We start from the raw sequence: 19,190 nt of genomic DNA, 5'->3' as shown, positions 1-19,190 counted from the left end.
ACCGGAAGGCAGGGTCTCAAACACATTTAGACACAAGTTCGGCTACCACGCGCGAGAACCCCAATGTTCTTGACCAACGAGACAACAAAAAGCCCGTGCAGAAGTGTTTCTGCACGGGCTTTTTGTTGTCATGCGCCTGAAGCGCAGAACGGGATTCAATCAATCATCAGGGGATCACGCGGCAATCAGAAATTGAGCACGGTCCTGATCTTGAATCCACTTAGGGGCCTTGCCGCGGCCAGTCCAGGTTTCGCCTGTGGCGGGATTGCGGTATTTGGCAGCCACTTTGCCACCCTTGGCAGCAGAACTGCTGCGGGCGCGCGGTGCCTGGAAAATATCTTCGGCCGTCAGACCAAAATCAGCCACCAAAGTACGCACTTGCGCCACCGCGTCAGCGGTTTCACGCTTGCGGGCTTCTTGAATTTGCTGCTCAAGGGCTTCGCGTTGCTTCAGTAGATCCTTGTAAGTGGTGCTCATGATTTGATCAACCCATTCGTGTTTAAAACCCCATTATAGAAATAAATTCAAGCCGTACAAAGATCAGGGCTGAGCCCTTCTGCAATTTGAGGATTATCTTCACGAAGCAGACACAGGCACCTGATTATTGAAGCGCCGACAACGCGGCCAAATGCCCAGGCACTCAGGGGCTGGTACCCAGGGGCCAGGCCAGAACTTTGTCAATTCTTCGGCCATCAAGATCGACGACTTCAAAAATCCAGCCAGCACACTCGATCCGTTCACCCGTCGCAGGCAAATGACCGGATTCAAACATCAGCAGGCCTGCCAGGGTGTTGTAGCGGCCGCGCTCTTCATCGGGCAATTCGCGAATATCCAATCGAGCCCGCAATTCATCCACGGGCATCAGGCCATCCAACAGCCACGATCCTCCCTCGCGGCGCACGGCCCAGGCATCGGCCTGGGCCAAGGGTTGCAGTTCGCCGGTGATGGCTTCGAGCACATCGTGCGGAGTCATCAAGCCTTGTACCACCCCATATTCGTCCACCACCAGCACCATGCGGGCCGCGCGGGCCCGGAACTGCTCAAGCAATTCCATGCCGCTGAGGGTTTCGGGCAGAAAGGCCGCCGGCAAGGCATGGGCCTCGATGGGGCCGACGTGGTCCGGCCCCAGTTCCAGCAACGACGCCACGCTGATCAGCCCCACCACGTCGTCCAGCGAACCACGGCAGACGGGGTACCAGGAGTGACTGCTCAGCGCGCCTGCACCGCGAATCCTTTGCAGGCACTGTGCCACCGTATCTTGGGCCTCCAACCAGTCGATCTCGGCCCGGGGCAACATCATCGACGTCAGGGGCCGGTCATCCAGGCGAAACACGTTCTGCACCATCTGATGCTCGTGCTCTTCAATGACCCCGGCGTCCAGCCCTTCTTCGAGGCTGGCCACGATTTCCTCTTCGGTGACAGAGCGCCCTCCCGAATCATCGACCCGCAGCAAGCGCAACACCGCATGGGTACTGAGCGACAGAAGACGCACAAAGGGCTTGGCCCCGACCGCCACCCAGGACATGGGGCGCGAAATCCAACGGGCCACCGTCTCCGGATACAGCTGGCCGATGCGCTTGGGCACCAGTTCACCAAACACGATGGTGATGAAGGTGATCACGGTCACCACCACCGCGGTCGCCGTGACACCGGCAACGCCCTCAGGCATGTTCCAGCTCACCAGCCAATGGGCCAGACGATCGCTGAAAGCGGCCTCGCCCAAAATGCCGTTGAGCATCCCGATCGAGGTGATGCCGACCTGGACCGACGACAGAAACTGGGTCGGATTGTCAAGCAAGGCGAGTGCCGTGGCGGCCCCCTTGTCGCCCGCCTCGGCCATGGCGGTCAAACGGGCTTTGCGACTCGATGCCAGGGACATCTCGGACATGGCGAACACTGCATTGAGCAGGGTCAGCAGGGCAATCAGCAGGAAATCCATGCAGGGGAGTGGAGAATCAACACCATGGCAATGTACTTGATTGGTGATGTCCAGGGCTGCAACGATGCCCTGGGACGTCTGCTGGACACGCTGGGTTTCTCACCCAGCCGTGACACGATTTATCTGTTGGGCGACCTGGTCAACCGGGGTCCCGACTCGGCCGGGGTGCTGCGGCGCCTGATGAAACTGGACGACGCTGCCCGTTGCCTGCTGGGCAACCACGACCTGCACTTGCTGGCTGCAGCGCAGGGTCTTCGCCCGCCCGGTCGCAAAGACACCCTCCAGACCCTCCTCCAGGCCGACGACCGTGCCACCCTGATCGACTGGGTGCGCCGCCAGCCCCTGGCGCGCCATGAGAACGGGGTGCTGATGTTCCACGCCGGGGTGCTGCCCAGTTGGACACCGACCCAGGTCATGGCCCTGGCCGCTGAGGTTCAGCAAATGCTGAGCGGCCCGGACTGGCTTGATTTTCTGCAGAACATGTACGGCAACCTGCCCCTGGGATGGCGTGATGGCCTGCGCGGTCACGACCGCCTGCGCATCATCGTCAACGCGCTCACTCGACTGCGTTTTTGCACACCTCAGGGAGAAATGGAATTCGCCAGCACCGAAAGTGCGGAGGGAGGGCCACCCGGCTACCTGCCTTGGTTCGACGTGCCGGGAAGGGCTACTGCAGACACCTTGGTGGCCTTCGGCCATTGGTCCACCCTGGGTTGGCAGAATCGCCCCCATCTGCTGTCACTGGACACGGGCTGCGTCTGGGGTGGCTGCCTGAGCGCTGTGCGCCTGGGCAAGCGACCAGAAGATCGGGAATTGATCCAGGTGAAATGCCCGCCCGCTCAGAAACCCGGGCGTTGAGGGCATTCCTACCGGGCTTGAGCCTCGCCAAAGGCCAGAAGCCCGGCGCTGAGATCAGGAAACCACCGGATCAGCCGCCTTGAACAACGCAGCCACCTTGCGCTTGGGCTTGATGTTCGACGAAATCGCCCTGGCAGGCGCCTTGGCAGCGGCCTCCCAGGCAGGTGCTGCATCGACCACCGGGGCCTGATAAGGCTGGTCAAAAAACGGATCCCGCGGCGCAGAATGGGTGCGATAGGAACGGCGCTCACGGCCATAGCCTTCGGCCGTTGCCTCGGTGCGCTCGCGTTCACGTTCACGCGGAGCAGGACGACCTTCGCCTTGCTGGTACATGCGGCGCCCTTCGTTGATGCGCTCGCGAGGACGGTCTTCGTCGTATTCCAGGGCCTCGACTTCGATCTTCTTTTTGATCAGCTTCTCGATGTCAGCCACCAGACGGGCATCGTTGTTGCCGCCCACAAAGCTCACGGCCAGACCCGAAGCACCCGCCCGACCGGTCCGGCCGATGCGGTGCACGTAGTCTTCGGCGTTGAAAGGGATGTCCATGTTGAACACCGCCGGCACGTCCTTGATGTCGAGGCCTCGGGCCGCCACGTCCGTGCACACCAGCAAATCGACTTCACCCTTCTTGAAGGCGTCAAGGGCCTTCAAGCGCTCGTCCTGGCTTTTGTCACCGTGCAACGCGGCCGTCTTCAGACCATCTCGGTCCAGCGAACGGGCCAACCTGGCACAACCCAGCTTGCTGTTCACGAAAACAAAGGCTTGCTTGATGCCTTGCCGACGCAGCACCTGGTGCAGGGCACGGCGCTTGTCGTCGTCGTTCACGCCATAAAAATGCTGCTCCACGGTCGATGCCGTGGCGTTCGAGCGAGCCACCTCGATCGTGACCGGGTCTTGCAGGTAGCTGCTGGCCAACCGCTTGATCTCAGGCGAGAAGGTGGCCGAGAACAGCAAGGTGGTGCGTTGCTTGGGCAGGTAGCTCAGGATGCGCTGCAGGTCAGGCAGGAAACCGATGTCCAGCATCCGGTCCGCCTCGTCCAGCACCACGTACTCGACCTGGTTCAGCACCGCGTTCTTGGCCTCGATGTGATCAAGCAGACGCCCTGGCGTGGCCACCAGAACTTCGACACCGCGCTTGAGCTCTGCCGTCTGGGGTTTCATGTCCATGCCGCCAAACACCACCGCGCTGCGCAACTGGGTGTACTTGGCATAGAGCTTGACCTGCTGGGCCACCTGATCGGCCAATTCGCGCGTGGGCAAAAGCACCAGGGCACGCACGGGGTGGCGGGCAGGAGACGTCGAACTGTTTTCGTGCTTGAGCAGTCGCTGCAGCAAAGGCAGGGAGAACGCCGCCGTCTTGCCGGTGCCAGTCTGTGCGGCCCCCATCACGTCTTTGCCCGTGAGCACCACCGGAATGGCCTGAGCCTGGATGGGGGTCATGGACTCGTAGCCCATCTCGGCCACGGCGCGAGCCAGGGGCTCAGCGAGCGATAAATGTGAGAATGATGTCGTCATGAAGCCTTGTATTGTCGCACCGGCGGGGAAAACCCGGTAATGCGGCGTATTTTTGCGGCCCAAAAAGTGGTTTCGCCACCTTGAATGCCATGAAATTGATAGCGGCCTGCTGAGTCAGGTCAAGGCTCATCGGCCTGTGGTCTAGAGGTTACGGGCACTGAAGGTGTCGCAGGCGCGCACCGTGCCCTCGCGCAGCCCTGTGGCAAACCAGCGCTGACGCTGGGCACTGCTGCCGTGCGTGAAGCTTTCCGGCACCACCGCACGGCCTGCCGCCTTTTGCAAGGCATCGTCGCCGATGTGTGCCGCGGCGTTCATCGCCGACTCGATGTCGCCAGCCTCCAGAATGTGTCGGCTTTGATCGGCATGCTGAGCCCACACCCCGGCCAGACAATCCGCCTGCAGCTCCAACCGCACGCTCAACGCGTTGTAACGCTCCGGGCTGACACGGCCACGGGCCTCGTCGAGCTTCTGGCTGATGCCCAACAGGTGCTGCACGTGATGCCCCACCTCGTGGGCGATCACATAGGCCTGGGCAAAATCGCCTGGCGAGCCCAGGCGGGTACGCAAAATCTCATAAAAATCGAGATCGATGTAGACCTTCTGGTCTGCCGCGCAATAAAACGGACCCATGGCTGCCTGCCCTTGGCCACACGATGTCGGCGTGCTGCCCCGGAAGAGCACCAGCCGAGGCTCTCGGTACTGGCCGCCAGAGTGCTGGAAGATGTCTTTCCACACGTCTTCGGTATCGGCCAGCACCACGGAGACGAAACGGGCCAAGCGGTCGTCAGCAGGTGGGGCATGGCTGGCGGCGGGGGCCGCGCTCTGGCTGGGTGCACCGCCCTCGAGCAGACCCAGCAGAGTGAGCGGGTTGATGCCCATGAACCAGCCCACGGCCAGCACCACCAGCACGGTGCCCAGACCCAGGCGTCCGCCCCCTAAAGAAAAGCCGCCCCCACCCGAGGCAGGCTCGTCACGGCGGTCTTCAACGTTGCTGGAACTTCTCTGGTCTTCCCATTTCATGCGGCACTCCCAAGCCGATCAACGGCAGTCAGGACGGATGCTACCTGGGAGCCGTCCTCAAAAGGGATGAGGTAGCGTGAAAAATGGCACGGCATGGGGCCCGCCTGCGGAGCACTCGGCGATCGGGCGGGCGCCAAGGCCACAGCCCCGGTATCAGGGCGTCCGGCGTCAGGGATTGCGGCGCGGGGTGCTCGGGCTCTCGCAGGCCGGGTGCACGGGGCGCCCCGGCACGCTGCCGCACATGGCCGACAGTTCTCGCTGCTGCACCCAGGCGGCCGGTGCCGGGGCAAAGGCATCGTCCTCTTGCGGGCTGGCGCTGTACAGCAAGCCACCGCGACTCAGCACCTCGATCATGACCAGGACAGCCAGCACGCCCCCAACGGCAATCAGGATGGGCAGGTCCAGCCATTGAGTCCAGCGGATCGTGGGACTGGAAGAATTTTTCATGACACTGCGCTCCTGTTGGGTGACAGGAAATCGTAGGTAAGCAGATATTTCCGGGCTGTAGGACGGAAGCCCATCCCCCCGTGCGAAATGTCCAGCAGATGACACAAACGCCGCTGGCACCAACATGGAAACCGTCCAAATCCCGGCTCGTCTGGCCTGGTGCCCGCCCAGAATCAGTCGAGGATCACCCAGGCCTTGGTGACCGTCTCCAGGACTTCGAAAGCCCCCTGAAAATCCGCCGGAATGTGCAGGCTGTCACCGGGACCGGCCTCGCGCCAGGTGCCCAGGCGATCATGCACACGGCAGCGCCCCGACAGCACGGTGAAGACCTCCTGCTGGTGCGCGCCGAACTCGATGCGCCAACGGCCCGGCTCGCAACGCCAGAGCCCGCTACTCAGGGCACTGGCCTGGCCCACCGGGGCGGTCACGGCCGTCCAGGTTTCGCGCAGAGGGTTGCCCTCCTCCAGGCGCTCGGGTCGGGGCCGGGAAAGTTCGGGCGCCCCGGCCGACTCCAGCGTGTAGCCGGTGGTCTGCAACAGCGACAGCTTGGGGGTGCTCAAGCGCGTGGCAGGGTCACGCCATGCTGACCCTGGTACTTGCCGCCACGGTCCTTGTAGCTGACCTCGCAGACCTCGTCGCTCTCGAAGAACAGCACCTGGGCGCAACCCTCACCGGCATAGATGCGGGCGGGCAGCGGTGTGGTGTTGGAGAACTCCAGCGTCACATAGCCCTCCCATTCGGGCTCGAAGGGGGTCACGTTGACGATGATGCCGCAGCGGGCATAGGTGCTTTTGCCCAGGCAGATGGTCAGCACATTGCGCGGGATGCGGAAGTACTCGACCGTGCGGGCCAGGGCAAAACTGTTGGGCGGGATGATGCACGAGTCACCCTCGAAATCGACAAAGCTCTTTTCATCGAAGTTTTTCGGGTCGACGACCGTGCTGTGGATGTTGGTGAACACCTTGAATTCAGGGGCGCAGCGGATGTCGTAGCCATAACTGCTGGTGCCGTAGCTGATGATCTTGCGACCCTCCTGCTCACGGATCTGACCCGGCTCGAAGGGGTCGATCATGCTGTGCTGCTCGGCCATGCGCCGAATCCATTTATCGCTCTTGATGCTCATGGGAATGCTCCGTTGCCCGCCCTGGCGCAAGCCAGGCGTTGGGCGGCCCATTGTAGGGCAGCCCGTGGGGGATCACGCCTGGGCCAGGGCCGCCTGGCCGGCCACGAAGGTCTGCTCGATGAGGCGGTCGTCACCCAGCACGATCAGGGCAAACAGCAGTTCATCCAGGTTGCGCGCCTGGGCCGTCTTGCGCGCCAGCAGCGGGGTGGCCCGGGGGTTCAACAGCACGAAATCGGCGTCGCTGCCGGGCTGCAGGTTGCCGATGGCGGGGGCTCCGGCCACCCCGCCCAGGCCCAGCGCCTGGGCCGCACCGGCCGTGTGCTGCCACCACAATTGCTGCGGGCTGAGCGACAGCCCGGGCTTGGTCTGCCCCTCGCGGCCCACGTAATAGGCCGCCAGCATGGTGTGGAACGGGCTGAACGAGGTGCCTCCGCCCACATCACTGGCCAGGCCATATCGGTAACCGACCCGATCGGCGCCTTCGTAGTCGAAGAATCCGCTGCCCAGGAACAGGTTGCTGGTCGGGCTGATGGCGGCGGCCGCCCCGGTTTCGCGCATCAAGGCACGGTCATCGTCATCAAAGTGGATGCAATGGGCGTAGATGGCACGCTCCCGCATCAGGCCGAAATCGGCATAGGTGCCCAGGTAGCTGCGCGACTCGGGAAACAGCTCGCGGGCCCAGGCGATCTCGGCCTTGTTTTCGGCCACATGGGACTGCACCCAGACCTCCGGATAGCGGGCGGCCAGCTCGCCGGCGCCCCGCAGCTGGGCGGGCGTGCTGGTCGGGGCAAAGCGCGGCGTGATGGCATAGCCCAACCGGTCCACGCCATGCCAGCGGCGGATCAGGTCTTCGGTATCGATCAGGCTCTGTTCGGTCTGATCGCGCACGCCGTCGGGCGAGAAGCGATCTTGCAACACCTTGCCGGTGATGAAGCGCATCTGCCTCTGGCGGGCCTGCTCGAACAGGGCATCGACCGAGGTCGGGTGCGAGGTGGCAAAGGCCAGTGCCGTCGTCACCCCATGGCGCAGCAACTCGTCGAGGAAGAAGCCCGCCACCTCGGTGGCGTAGTCGCCGTCGTGAAAGCGCGATTCGTGAGGAAAGGTGTAGTTCTCCAGCCAGGGCAGCAGCCCCTCGGCGGGCGAGCCGATCACGTCGGTCTGGGGGCAGTGGATGTGCAGATCGACAAAACCCGGCGCCAGGATGCGGCCCGGGTGATGGGTCACCACCACGCCCGGGTAACGGTCGATCAGCTCGCGGTACGAGCCCACGGCCCGTACCACGGGGCGGCCCTGGGCGTCGGGGCCGATCACCAGCAGGCCGTCTTCTTCATAGACGGCAGAACGGTCATCGGCAAAGCGGAGGATGGCGGCGCGGTGTGCTTTCATGGGGCCGCAGCATACCCGCAGGCCCCGGGGCGCCCATATGGCAGGTGCCATAACCGCTATCGCGACAGCGGCATGCCCGCAGAACGCTGTTGCGCCAGGCCCGCCAGGGCAACCAGGCCACCCGCCAGTTGGCCGACCTCGACATGGCCACAGGCCAATGCCTGTGCGGCGGCCCGCTGACTGCGAGCCCCGCTGCGGCACAGAAACAACAGCGGCGGCGACGCCTCCAGCCACCCCGGCAGCACCTGTGCCAGTTGACTCAAGGGCACCGACTGCACTGGCCGGCCGGCCATGCGGGTCAGGCCGCTGGCCTGGTGCTCGTGGGGGTCGCGCACATCCACCAGGCGGGCTTGTGGATGGCGGGCCAGCCAATCCGCCAAGGCTTCAGGTGCCACGCACAAGGCCTCGGCAAGACCTGCAGGAGCAGGTGCAGTCTGATCGTCTTCTGGCAGCCCTGCCCCTTGCAGAGCGGCGCCGCAGGCGAGCAGGCGCTCACAAACCTGATTCACGAAAGTCTCATCCACCAGCAAGCCCAGAGACAGTCGAACCGAGGCCGTGCTGCGCGATGCCGGCCAGCCCATCGCCGCCAGCACGGCACTGGGCTTGGCCTGGGCCGCCGAGCAGGCGCTGCCGGCACTCACCATCAGGCCTGCGGCTTCCAGGGCACTCATCAAGCGCTGTGCCGGCACACCGGGCCAGGAGAAATTGAGCGTGGTGGGCAGGCTGTCTTCTAGGGCGGCATTCAGGACCACGCCCGGGAATGCCGCCTGCAGGGCCTGCCACACGCGTTCACGGTAGGCCTTCAAGCGCGCGGGCGGGCAAAAGGTGTTCCCCCGCTGCAAGGCCGCCAGCACAGCCCCCAGGGCGGCGATGCCGGGCATGTTCTCGGTACCCGACCGGGCGCCGCCCTCCTGGCCACCCCCGGCGATCAGGGGGGTGAAGGGGCTGCCCTCACGCACGTACAGCAGGCCCACCCCCTTGGGCGCATGCAATTTGTGGCCAGAAAACGGGGCGTAGTCGATGCGGCTGGCGGCCAGGTTCAGCGGCAGCTTGCCCAGCGCCTGCACCCCATCGACCAGCCACAGCGCAGGGCTGCCGGCCTCCTCCAATACCGCCTCGATGCCGGCCAGGTCACTCACCACGCCGGTCTCGTTGTTGGCCGCCATGGTGCACAGCAGCCCCACCTGGGGCAAGGCGACACGCAAGGCCGCCAGATCGTGCCGCCCACGCGCATCCACGGGCAAGGCGCGCACTTCAAAACCCAGACCCAGCACCTGGTTCCAATGCGCCAGGGCCTCGGGCACGGCCTTGTGCTCGGTGGCGCCATACAACAGCACCCGACCCGCCGGCAGGCCCTGGCGAAGTCGGTCACGCAGGCCGCACAGGGCCGACAGCACCGCGGTCTGGATGCCCTCAGTGGCGCCGCTGGTGAACAGCAAGTGCCCTGTAGTCGCTCCCAACACCTCGCGCGCCCGTTGCCGGGCCTGGCTGAGCAGGGTCTGCGCCCTCAAGCCCAGGGCATGGGTGCTGCTGGGGTTGCCGTAGGCGCTCAGCATGGTGGCCTGGGCGGCAGCGGCGGCCTCGGGCAGCACGGCGCTGGTGGCGTTGAAATCAAGGTAGAGCTCGGCGGGCAGGTCCAGATTCATGGGGCGGGAGCGGGGTTGCAAGAGGTGACTGAAGGCTGAAAGTCTAGAGATTCGCTCTTTGAAAAACATTCCAAAAATCCCCCAAGAATTGGGTTTTGATAGAAAATTTTCCTAATTTCAAACCAAAAAACAAGATGAACCCACTGGACCGCATCGACCTTCAACTGCTGGACGCCTTGCAACACGACGGCAGCCTGTCCATCGCCCAACTCGGAGAGCAGGTGGGCCTGTCCTCCACGCCGTGCTGGAAGCGGGTCAAGCGGCTGGAGGACGAGGGCTACCTGGAGCGCCGCGTGGCCATCGTCAACCGCAAAAAGGTGGGCCTGCCGATCACGGTCTTCGTCAGCCTGCGCATTGCCCGGCACGATGAACGCTGGCTGGCGCAGTTTGCCGCCGCCGTCACCGCCCTGCCTGAGGTGCAGGAGTTCCACCGCATGAGTGGCGACGTCGACTACCTGCTGAAGGTGGTGACCACCAGCATCGAGGGCTACGACGCCTTCTACAAGAAGCTGATCCGGGTGGGTGAGCTCAGCGGGGTTTCCTCGGCGTTTTCGATGGAGCAGATCAAAAGCAGCACCGCCTTGCCGCTGGCCCTGCCGGGTCGCCAGGACAGTGCTTGATGGCGCGCCCTCCTTGCTGCAAAGTCCACGCTCAACAAGAACATTCTTCATGCCGACCCGACCTTTGACCCTTTGGCTGCTGCGCATCCTGAGCCCTGTGCTGGTGCTGGCGGCGTTGTCCGCCTGCTCCAGCCTGCCCAAGCCGCCGCCAGCCCCACCCACCCACGCCATCAAGGGGTTCGAGGACACACCGCTGGCCCGCATCACCCAGGCGCAGTTGCCCGATGACGGACGTTCTGGCTTTCTGCTTCAGCCCTACGGGCCCAACTCCTTCGCCACCCGGCTGGCCCTGTGCCGGCTGGCCACGCGCAGCCTGGATGTTCAGTATTACCTGCTGCAATCCGACCACACGGGCCGCACCCTGATGCGCGCCCTGCGCGACGCAGCCGCACGCGGGGTGCGCGTGCGCGTGCTGGTGGACGACCTGCACACGGCAGGTTCCGACGAGTTGCTGCTGGGCCTGGCGGCCCACCCCAACGTGGAGCTGAGGCTGTTCAACCCCTTCCCCAGCGGGCGCGGCCACCTGCTGACGCGCTTCATCAGTTCGGGGCTGGACATCGGCCGCGTGGACCGGCGCATGCACAACAAGCTGTTCGTGGCCGACAACGTGGCGGCGGTGGCGGGCGGGCGCAACATCGCCGACGAGTACATGGTCAATGCCGAGGGCAGCAACTTCATCGACATGGACACCTTCGTGGCAGGCCCGGCGGTGCGCGAACTCTCGCACGCCTTTGACCTGTACTGGAACAGCGAGCACGTCTACCCCGTGGACCAGATCGCCTTCAGCCCACTGAGCCCGGAGCAACGCCGTGCCCAATTCGAACGCCTGACCGCCAAGACCCACCCGCCCACCGATACGGGACGGGTGCCGGACAACGGTCAGGTCGAGGGCTCGGGCCTGGACCTGCCTTTTGACCACCTGCCACCGGCCCTGGTCCACATGCTCAACCTGCCCTACGAGCTGGCCGACGGCCGGCTAGGGCCCCTGCTCCAGGCCCAGGCACGGGTGCTGGTCGACCCGCTGAGCAAGACCGACGGCGTGAACGAGCACGAGCACTCCATCACCGGCACGGTGTTCGAGGGCACTTACCAGTGGTTCACCACCAGCCGCCAGTTGCTCAGGATGACCTCGCCCTACTTCGTGCCCGACGACACGGCCCTGCAATCCCTGGCCCACGCGCGCCAGCAGGGGGTGCGACTGCAACTGGTGACCAACGCGCTGGCAGCCACCGACGAACCCTGGGTGCATGTGGGCTACTCGCGCCAGCGCCAGGCCTTGCTCAAGATGGGCGTCGAGATCTTCGAGATCAGCCCCAGCCTGAGCGCCAAGCGCCGGCGCCTGGGCGTGATCGGCAAGAGCCTGAGCGCTTTGCACATGAAGAGCGCCATCCTCGACCACCGCCAGGTGTTCCTCGGATCGATGAACCTGGATCCGCGCTCGGTGCGCCTGAACACCGAACTGGGCCTGATCATCGACAGCCCCGAGATGGCCGCCCAGTTGGAGGCCATGAGCGACCTCGCCAGCGTCTACCAGCTGCGTCTGGCGGCCGATGGACAAAGCATCGAATGGATCGAACGCAATGGCGAGGGCCAGGAGACGGTGCACTCCGAAGAGCCCGAAACCAGCCCCTGGCTGCGCTTCAAGCTCTGGCTGCTCGGGCCGCTGGTGCCCCTGGGCGAACTCTGAAGGTCGGGTGGATACCCCCGCTTGATCCTCAGCGCAGGCTGCCCTGCACGCCCTCGACCAGCCAGTTCAGATTCAGGATCTGTTCATCGCTCAAGGCCTGGCCGGGCTCGATCACGGTGTGCCCCTGGTTGTCGCGCACCGGCTGGGCACCGGCCTTGAAGGGCTGCAGCCGGCCAGCCGCCATGTCCTTCTGGCGCGCCAGCACCTCGTTTTGCACCGCCACGGGCACCTGGGGCCCAAAGTCGCCGACCCGGATCATGCCTTCGCGCACCCCGCCCCACAGGGCCGCGGGCTTCCAGCGGCCATCGGCCACCGCCTTCACCCGGGCGGTGTAGTAAGCCCCCCATTCGTGGGTCACGGCAAGGATCTGCGCCTGCGGCGCCACCTTGCGCATGTCCGAGTGGTAGGCCACCGCCAGCTTGCCGCGCTCCTGAGCCGCCGCCATCACCGCGGTCGAGCCGGTGTGGAAAGCCAGCACATCGGCGCCCTGGTTCATCAAGGTCATGGCCGCATCGCGCTCGCGCGGCGGGTCGAACCAGGCGTTGAGCCAGACCACCTTGACACGGGCCTGCGGATCGACCGAGCGCATGCCCAGCGTGAACGCGTTCAGCCCCTGCAAGACCTCGGGGATGGGGAAACCCGCCACATAGCCCGCCACATGGCTCTTGCTCATGCGGCCGGCCGCGATGCCGGCCAGGTAGCGGCCCTCGTAGTAGCGGGCATTGGCTACCGCCACATTGGCCGCCGTCTTGTAGCCCGTGATGGATTCGAACTTCACCTGTGGAAACTCGGCAGCCACCTTGAGCGTGGGCTCCATGTAGCCGAAGCTGGGCGTGAAGATGATCTGGTTTCCCTGCTGGGCCAGATCGCGGATCACGCGCTCGGCATCCGCACCCTCGGGCACATCCTGCACAAAAGTGGTCTTCACACGATCGCCCAGGGCGGCCTCAACCGCCAGGCGCCCCTGCTCGTGCTGGCGCACCCAGCCGGCCTCGGTGATGGGGGTCACATAGACGAAGGCGGCCTTGACAGGGGGCGCTGCGGGGGCCACCTGAGCAGCCGGGTGAACGACAAAGGGAATGGAAAAACAGGCGGCCAGGAGCGCACTGCGCCCCCTGGCGGCGAGGTTTTTGTACATGGTGTTCCTCGACATGGCCCCGGAATGCAAAAGCCCCAGCTGCCGGGACACCCGCTGGGGGCTGTGATTCTAAGGCCCGCCGGAAGTCCGCCCTGATCACGATGGCTGAGCCCGCAAAGCGGCAAGAGACAAGGGGGCCGCCGCCATGAACAATGCCCGCATGAACACACCACCCCCATCGGCCCAGGCCGGTTCAGCCCACTGGAAACGCAACCTCTGGGTCTGCATGTTCGGCTCTTTCACCACCATCGTGGCCATGACCTTGCTGCTGCCCTTTCTGCCCCTGTATGTGGAGCAACTGGGCGTGCATGACCCGGCCGCCATCGTGCAGTGGTCGGGGGCGGCCTATGCGGCCTCGTTTCTATCGGCCGCCCTGGTGGCGCCGCTTTGGGGCCGGCTGGCCGACCGCTACGGCCGCAAACTGATGCTGATCCGCGCCAGCCTGGGCATGGCCGTGGCCATGGCCCTGATCGGGCTGGCCAGCAACGTCTGGCAACTGGTGCTGCTGCGCCTGCTGGCCGGCTTTCTGGGCGGCTACGCCTCGGGTTCGACCGTCATGGTGGCCACCCAGACCCCCAAGGCCCAGTCGGGCTGGGCCCTGGGCACGCTGTCATCGGCCGTGATGGCAGGCAGCCTGGTCGGCCCGCTGGTGGGCGGCGTGCTGCCCCAGTGGATCGGCATCCGCTGGACCTTCTTTGCCGCCGGGGCCGTGATCTTCGTGGCCTTCATCGCCACCTGCACCCTGATCCGCGAAGACGTGCGCCCAGCGGCTCGGCCCGCCGCCGGCGCCCCCAGCCGCTGGCAGGCCATTCCGGATCGGCGCCCGCTGCTGGCCATGCTGTTCACCGGCATGCTGCTGATGCTGGCCAACATGTCGATCGAGCCCATCATCACCGTCTACGTGGCCACCCTGGTGCCCGACCCGGCCCAAGTCACCCTGCACGCGGGCCTGGTGATGTCAGCCGCCGCCCTGGGCAGCATCCTGTCCGCCTCGCACCTGGGGCGCCTGGCCGACCGGGTGGGCCACTGGAATGTGGTCATCGCCTGCCTGGTGGTGGCGGCCCTGCTGCTGCTGCCCCAGGCCTTCGTCACGGCCACGTGGCAACTGGTGGGGCTGCGCTTTCTCATGGGCCTGTCACTGGGCGGCCTGCTGCCCTGCATCGCCGCGGTGATCCGGCACAACGTGCCCGAAGGCACGGCCGGCCAGATGCTGGGTTACTCCACCTCGGCCCAGTACACGGGACAGGTCACCGGCCCCATGTTGGGCGGCTTGATCGGCGGCCACCTGGGCATGCGCTGGGTGTTCCTGGGCACCAGCGTGCTGTTGGCATGGGGGGCGGTGTGGAACTGGCGCACCCAAGGCCAGGTCCGCCCACCCGTCAAGTGATCGGCAGGGCCTCGCGCAGCAAGCGCGCCAGTTGCTCCACCACCGGCGAAACCGGGGCCTCACCCCGGTAAAGCACCAGGCTGATGTGGGGCAAGGCGGGCAGGCCGCAAGCCGCTGCGTCCAGTCTTTGCACACCGGGCGGGCAACCCAGGGCTGTGCGCACCGTCAACCCGAGCCCCGCCGAACTGGCCGCCCACAGGGCCGACAGGCTGGCGCTGGTAAAGGCATGACGCCAGGCCGTGCCTTGGGCATCCAGGGCCGCCATGGCCATGCGCCGCACCGGGCAGGGTTCGTCCAGCAGCACCAGGGGCAAGGGCTCATCACTGCCCCAGCCAGCCGCATCGGCGCCCCACCAGGCGGGGCGCTCGGCCCCATGGGCATCGACCGGGCCAATCCAGAGCAGCGGCGTCTCCAGCCAGCGCTCGGCCCCTGGCAACCAGGGCTGATCCCCGGTCTCCCAGACCAGGGCCAGGTCCAGCAGGCCCTGGCTCAGCCGCTCGCGCAAGCCAGCGCAACGCATCATGCTGGCCTCGATGCGCACCTGTGGGTGCGCCCGCGCAAAGCGCCCCAGCGCCTGGGGCAGCAGCACCTCACCAAACTCCTCCTGCAGGCCCAGACGCACCTGGCCCTGCAGGTTCAAGCCCCGCAAGGCTGCGCCAGCTTCGTCGTTCAGGTCGATCAGGCGCTGTGCATAGGCCAGCAAGGTCTCGCCCGCCTCCGTCAGGGCCAGGCCGCGACCGGCCTTGCGAAACAGCACGGCCTCGGCCTGCGACTCCAGCTTCTTGAGTTGCGCACTCACCGCCGACGTCGAGCGGCCCAGGCGGTCGGCGGCCTTGGCATAGCTGCCCAGGCGCACGCCCGTCACGAAGGTGCGCAGCACGTCCAGGTCAAACAAGGCTTGAGGCATTTGATCGTCCCATTTTTCAAAACAATTGATCCTGAATTTTCTGATTTTCAAAATCATTGTGCCAGCCCACACTGCCGGCCATGTCCTACCTCCTTCCCCTGCCCCAACAAGCCCACCGCCCGCCAAAACACCGATGGAAGGTGCTTGCCGCCGGGGTGGCGGCCAATGCGGCCTTTTCAGTGGCCTTCAGCGGCTTGCCCATGACCGCCGTGCTGCTGCGCCAGGCCTACCAGCTCGACAACGCCTTGCTGGGGCTGATGCTGGGCTTGATGGGCCTGGGCATTGCGCTCAGCGAACTGCCCTGGGGCCTGCTGACCGACCGGCTGGGCGACCGCCCGGTGCTGCTGGCAGGCCTGGGCAGCACGGCGTTGGCCTTGCTCGCTTTGGCCGGCTGGGCCACACCGGGTGCCCCTTTGTGGGGGCTGGGTGGCGGTCTGCTGGTCGTGGGATTGCTGGGGGGCAGCGTCAACGGCGCCAGCGGCCGGGCCGTGATGGGCTGGTTTCCGGCCACCGAGCGTGGCCTGGCCATGAGCCTCCGCCAGACCGCTGTGCCCCTGGGCGGCGGCGTGGGGGCCTTGCTGCTGCCCTGGCTGGCCTGGCATGGCGGATTTGCCTGCCTGTTCGGGGTGCTGGCCGGCCTGTGTGGCGCCGCGGCCCTGTTGTGTGCGGCCTGGGTGCACGAGCCCGCCCCTGGGTCGGCCGGCTCCGCGCCAGCCCCTGCCAGCGCCGGCGCAACCCCCTGTACAGCGCCCCCGGGCGCCCTGCACGACCACCGGGTGTGGCGCCTGGCCACGGGCATCGGCCTGCTGTGCGCACCGCAGTTTGCCGTGATCTCTTTCGGTACCGTCTTCCTGCACGACTTTGGCGGCCTCAGCCTGCCGGCCTGCACCGGGGCCATGGCCCTGGTGCAGGTGGGCGCCATGGGCTTGCGGGTGTGGAGCGGCCGCTGGACCGATCGACAGGGCAACCGCCCGGCCTACCTGCGTGCCTGCGTCGGTGCGGTGATCGCGGTGTTCCTGGGTCTGGCGCTGCTGAGTGCGCTGCAACCGGCCTCGCCGGGCGCCGGCTGGGGGCTGCCGGCCCTGGCGCTTCAACCGCTGCTGGCCGCCTGGCTGGTGTTGGCCGGCCTGGTGGTGTCGGCCTGGCACGGGGTGGCCTATGCCGAACTGGCCACCCTGGCCGGGGCCCGCCAGTCGGGCACGGCACTCGGCCTGGCCAACACCTGGGTGTTTGTCGTGTGCTTTGTCACGCCCAGCGTGCTGCCGGGCCTGCTGCAGTGGCAGGGCTGGCCTGCAGTGTGGCTGGCCGCCAGCATCTGCGCGGCCTTGGCCGGCCCCTTGCTGTTGCGGCCCGGGGCGAGGTTCAGTAATCGTTTTCCGAGAAGCTCAGAAACACGTCCTTGAGCTGATGCTCCCAGGCATGGCGCTGGGCTTCGGTGACAAAGCTGGCCTCGAAACTGTTGCGTGCCAGCGTGTAGGCATGGTGGGCGTCCAGCCCGGTGGCGGCGAAGGTCTGCACGAAGTTGTCGTTCAGGTAACCGCCAAAGTAGGCCGGGTCGTCCGAATTGACGGTGGCCACCAGACCCGCATCGAGCAGTTGGCGCAGGTTGGAACTGGCCAGGTCCGGGAACACGCACAGCTTGACGTTGGAGAAGGGGCACACGGTCAGCGGGATCCGGTCCTGGGCCAGGCGCTGCATCAGGGCCGGGTCTTGCAAGGCCTGTACACCATGGTCGATGCGTTCGACCTTGAGCACATCGAGGGCGCTCCAGATGTAGGCCGGCGGGCCTTCCTCGCCGGCATGGGCGACCAGGCGCAGGCCCAGTTCGCGGCAGCGCGCAAACACGCGGGCAAACTTTTCGGGCGGGTGCCCAAGCTCGCTCGAATCGAGGCCCACGCCGATGAAACGGTCGCGCCAGGGCAAGGCCTGCTCCAGCGTGGCCAGGGCGTCGTCCTCGCTGAGGTGGCGCAGAAAGCACAGAATCAGCGAGGCATCCACCCCCAGCTGGCTGGCCGCATCGGTGCAGGCCCGGTGCAGACCGCCGATCACGGTGGCCATGGGCACGCCGCGGGCCGTGTGGGTCTGCGGGTCAAAGAACAGCTCGGCATGCACGACGTGGTCGGCGGCGGCCCGTTGCAGGTAAGCCCAGGCCATGTCGTAGAAATCCTGCTCTTGCAGCAGCACGCTGGCGCCAGCGTAGTAGATGTCGAGAAAGCTCTGCAGGTTGGTGAAGGCATAAGCCCGGCGCAGGCTTTCGACATCGGCATAGGGCAGGCTCACGCCATTGCGCTGGGCCAGGGCGAAGATCAGCTCAGGCTCGAGCGAGCCCTCGATGTGGATGTGCAGCTCGGCCTTGGGCATGCGACGCAGCAGCTCGGGTAAGCGAGCCGGCGCGATGTGGGGAATCTTGAACATGGGGGCCTTCCGGGAAGTTTGAAGTTTTTTACCACAGCGCCCAGGCGGCAACAGAGCGTTTTCCCGCCCTGCCACCCAGGCACCTGCGCTGGCTTTGCGCTGGGTCAGATCACGCCGAAGCGCACCCCACGGCGGGCCAGCATGCGGCGATAGGCCACCGACACGCGGTCAGTGGCGGCATGGCGCTCAGCCTGCAGGTCCAGCGGCAGCCGCTTGGGGGTCTGCGATTCGAGCACCGGCTGATCCTGGGTGAAGATGGTGTGCTGAAAAGCCGCCAGCTTCTCATCGGGCGAATCGAAGTCGGCCACCGCCAGACGGAACCAGACCCGGCTGGACTCAGGCGTGACGGGGCAGATGTAGAGCGCAATCGACTCACGCCACCCGGCCACTGTCGTGGTCCCGGCCTCGGGCACCTTGATCAGCAACGCGCAATAGGGGTCGGTCACCTCGTAGCTGTATTCCACCTGAGCCGGCGCGGTGGAGTGCAGGTTGGACTGGGGCTGCCAGGCTTTGCAGCCCGTGGCACGCAGGCCGCGGTCGGTGTCGTGCACCTCGTAGGCATCGATCTCGGGCCGTGCGCGCAGGCCCAGCCAGCCCTCGTGCACAAATGAGAAATGCGCCATGTCCAGAAAATTCTCGACGATGCGTGGGGCGCTGGCCGCCACGTCGTAGGGCCCGCAGTTCATCTTGCGCAGGCCCGCATCGGCTTCGGCCTCGAACGGGGGCAGGCCTGGGTCGTCTCCCGAGCTGTCAAGCCGCACCCAGACCAGGCCATGGGCTTCGCGGCAGGCATGGATGGTGGCGCAGTGCGAGGCCGGCGGGGTGAACTCAGGCAGGGCCGGCACTTGCACACAGCGCCCGCCTGACTCGAACTGCCAGCCGTGGTAAGGGCATTCCAGCCGACCATCGCGCACCTGCCCGAGCGACAAGCGGGCCCCCCGATGCGGACAGCGATCCGTCCAGGCCTGCAGCGTGCCATCAGCGGCCCGCCACAACACCAGCGATTGCTCCAACAGCGTCACCGCCACCGGGCCGGCCTGCACCACGCTGGTCAGTGCCACCGGGTGCCAAAGTGTCTTTTCCATTGCAACTCCAGAACTTT

The 19,190-nt window shown here is 65.9% G+C and carries 18 protein-coding genes; 5 read left to right on the top strand and 13 right to left on the bottom strand.

Annotation, left to right across the window (positions count from 1 at the left end; all coding sequences use genetic code 11):
• Positions 1-174 precede the first annotated feature (174 nt).
• A complete protein-coding gene (locus tag AC3WUT_RS14970; RefSeq protein WP_019574726.1) occupies positions 175-477 on the bottom strand; it encodes an H-NS histone family protein in 303 nt (100 codons plus the stop codon).
• A 163-nt stretch (positions 478-640) separates the two neighbouring features.
• On the bottom strand, positions 641-1,939 hold the full coding sequence (locus AC3WUT_RS14965) for a hemolysin family protein (RefSeq protein WP_492347877.1): 1,299 nt from the start codon (positions 1,937-1,939) through the stop codon (positions 641-643).
• Between the two features lie 24 nt (positions 1,940-1,963).
• On the opposite strand from AC3WUT_RS14965, the gene AC3WUT_RS14960 reads away from it, so the two are divergent.
• Entirely contained in the window at positions 1,964-2,797 is an 834-nt protein-coding gene (locus AC3WUT_RS14960) for a symmetrical bis(5'-nucleosyl)-tetraphosphatase (RefSeq protein WP_492347876.1), read from the top strand.
• Between the two features lie 54 nt (positions 2,798-2,851).
• On the opposite strand, the gene AC3WUT_RS14955 is transcribed toward AC3WUT_RS14960, so the two are convergent.
• The 7 genes from AC3WUT_RS14955 to AC3WUT_RS14925 all read right to left on the bottom strand — a co-directional run bounded on the left by AC3WUT_RS14955 (position 2,852) and on the right by AC3WUT_RS14925 (position 9,955).
• On the bottom strand, positions 2,852-4,312 hold the full coding sequence (locus AC3WUT_RS14955; protein WP_492347875.1) for a DEAD/DEAH box helicase: 1,461 nt from the start codon (positions 4,310-4,312) through the stop codon (positions 2,852-2,854).
• A gap of 141 nt (positions 4,313-4,453) precedes the next feature.
• Positions 4,454-5,332: a KPN_02809 family neutral zinc metallopeptidase gene (gene ypfJ, locus AC3WUT_RS14950; protein WP_492347874.1), complete on the bottom strand. Its 879-nt coding sequence runs from the start codon at positions 5,330-5,332 to the stop codon at positions 4,454-4,456.
• Between the two features lie 168 nt (positions 5,333-5,500).
• On the bottom strand, positions 5,501-5,779 hold the full coding sequence (locus tag AC3WUT_RS14945) for a hypothetical protein (RefSeq protein ID WP_492347873.1): 279 nt from the start codon (positions 5,777-5,779) through the stop codon (positions 5,501-5,503).
• A 173-nt stretch (positions 5,780-5,952) separates the two neighbouring features.
• On the bottom strand, positions 5,953-6,339 hold the full coding sequence (locus tag AC3WUT_RS14940) for a cupin domain-containing protein (RefSeq protein ID WP_492347872.1): 387 nt from the start codon (positions 6,337-6,339) through the stop codon (positions 5,953-5,955).
• Complete coding sequence (gene dcd, locus AC3WUT_RS14935) at positions 6,336-6,902, bottom strand: dCTP deaminase (protein ID WP_492347871.1); 567 nt, start codon at positions 6,900-6,902, stop codon at positions 6,336-6,338. The genes AC3WUT_RS14940 and dcd overlap by 4 nt, the downstream gene beginning before the upstream one ends.
• A 72-nt stretch (positions 6,903-6,974) precedes the next feature.
• A complete protein-coding gene (guaD, locus tag AC3WUT_RS14930) occupies positions 6,975-8,288 on the bottom strand; it encodes a guanine deaminase (protein ID WP_492347870.1) in 1,314 nt (437 codons plus the stop codon).
• 56 nt (positions 8,289-8,344) lie between these two features.
• Positions 8,345-9,955: an aminotransferase class V-fold PLP-dependent enzyme gene (locus AC3WUT_RS14925; RefSeq protein WP_492347869.1), complete on the bottom strand. Its 1,611-nt coding sequence runs from the start codon at positions 9,953-9,955 to the stop codon at positions 8,345-8,347.
• A 113-nt stretch (positions 9,956-10,068) separates the two neighbouring features.
• On the opposite strand from AC3WUT_RS14925, the gene AC3WUT_RS14920 reads away from it, so the two are divergent.
• Both AC3WUT_RS14920 and AC3WUT_RS14915 read left to right on the top strand, forming a co-directional pair.
• Positions 10,069-10,554 (top strand): Lrp/AsnC family transcriptional regulator, encoded by a 486-nt coding sequence (locus AC3WUT_RS14920; RefSeq protein WP_492347868.1) that lies wholly within the window; start codon positions 10,069-10,071, stop codon positions 10,552-10,554.
• A 49-nt stretch (positions 10,555-10,603) separates the two neighbouring features.
• Positions 10,604-12,241 (top strand): phospholipase D family protein, encoded by a 1,638-nt coding sequence (locus AC3WUT_RS14915; RefSeq protein WP_492347867.1) that lies wholly within the window; start codon positions 10,604-10,606, stop codon positions 12,239-12,241.
• A gap of 28 nt (positions 12,242-12,269) precedes the next feature.
• On the opposite strand, the gene AC3WUT_RS14910 is transcribed toward AC3WUT_RS14915, so the two are convergent.
• Positions 12,270-13,379: a BMP family ABC transporter substrate-binding protein gene (locus tag AC3WUT_RS14910; RefSeq protein WP_492347866.1), complete on the bottom strand. Its 1,110-nt coding sequence runs from the start codon at positions 13,377-13,379 to the stop codon at positions 12,270-12,272.
• 160 nt (positions 13,380-13,539) lie between these two features.
• Here AC3WUT_RS14910 and AC3WUT_RS14905 point away from each other — a divergent pair, with 160 nt between their 5' ends.
• Positions 13,540-14,766: an MFS transporter gene (locus AC3WUT_RS14905; protein WP_492347865.1), complete on the top strand. Its 1,227-nt coding sequence runs from the start codon at positions 13,540-13,542 to the stop codon at positions 14,764-14,766.
• On the opposite strand, the gene AC3WUT_RS14900 is transcribed toward AC3WUT_RS14905, so the two are convergent.
• Positions 14,759-15,673: a LysR substrate-binding domain-containing protein gene (locus AC3WUT_RS14900; RefSeq protein ID WP_492347864.1), complete on the bottom strand. Its 915-nt coding sequence runs from the start codon at positions 15,671-15,673 to the stop codon at positions 14,759-14,761. The two genes, AC3WUT_RS14905 and AC3WUT_RS14900, sit on opposite strands and share 8 nt — an antisense overlap.
• 80 nt (positions 15,674-15,753) lie before the next feature.
• Between AC3WUT_RS14900 and AC3WUT_RS14895 the strand changes: the two genes are divergently transcribed.
• Complete coding sequence (locus tag AC3WUT_RS14895) at positions 15,754-17,076, top strand: MFS transporter (RefSeq protein ID WP_492347863.1); 1,323 nt, start codon at positions 15,754-15,756, stop codon at positions 17,074-17,076.
• On the opposite strand, the gene AC3WUT_RS14890 is transcribed toward AC3WUT_RS14895, so the two are convergent.
• The gene (locus AC3WUT_RS14890; RefSeq protein ID WP_492347862.1) at positions 17,036-18,088 is read right to left on the bottom strand and encodes an adenosine deaminase; all 1,053 of its coding nucleotides are present in this window, start codon (positions 18,086-18,088) and stop codon (positions 17,036-17,038) included. The two genes, AC3WUT_RS14895 and AC3WUT_RS14890, sit on opposite strands and share 41 nt — an antisense overlap.
• A 104-nt stretch (positions 18,089-18,192) precedes the next feature.
• A complete protein-coding gene (locus tag AC3WUT_RS14885; RefSeq protein WP_492347861.1) occupies positions 18,193-19,173 on the bottom strand; it encodes an aromatic ring-hydroxylating dioxygenase subunit alpha in 981 nt (326 codons plus the stop codon).
• Positions 19,174-19,190 lie beyond the last annotated feature (17 nt).

It is taken from the genome of Curvibacter sp. EU05-FHT14A10, from assembly GCF_058791075.1.
Note: the sequence above shows the minus strand (reverse complement) of the source record. Positions and strands in the feature narration are given on the sequence as shown.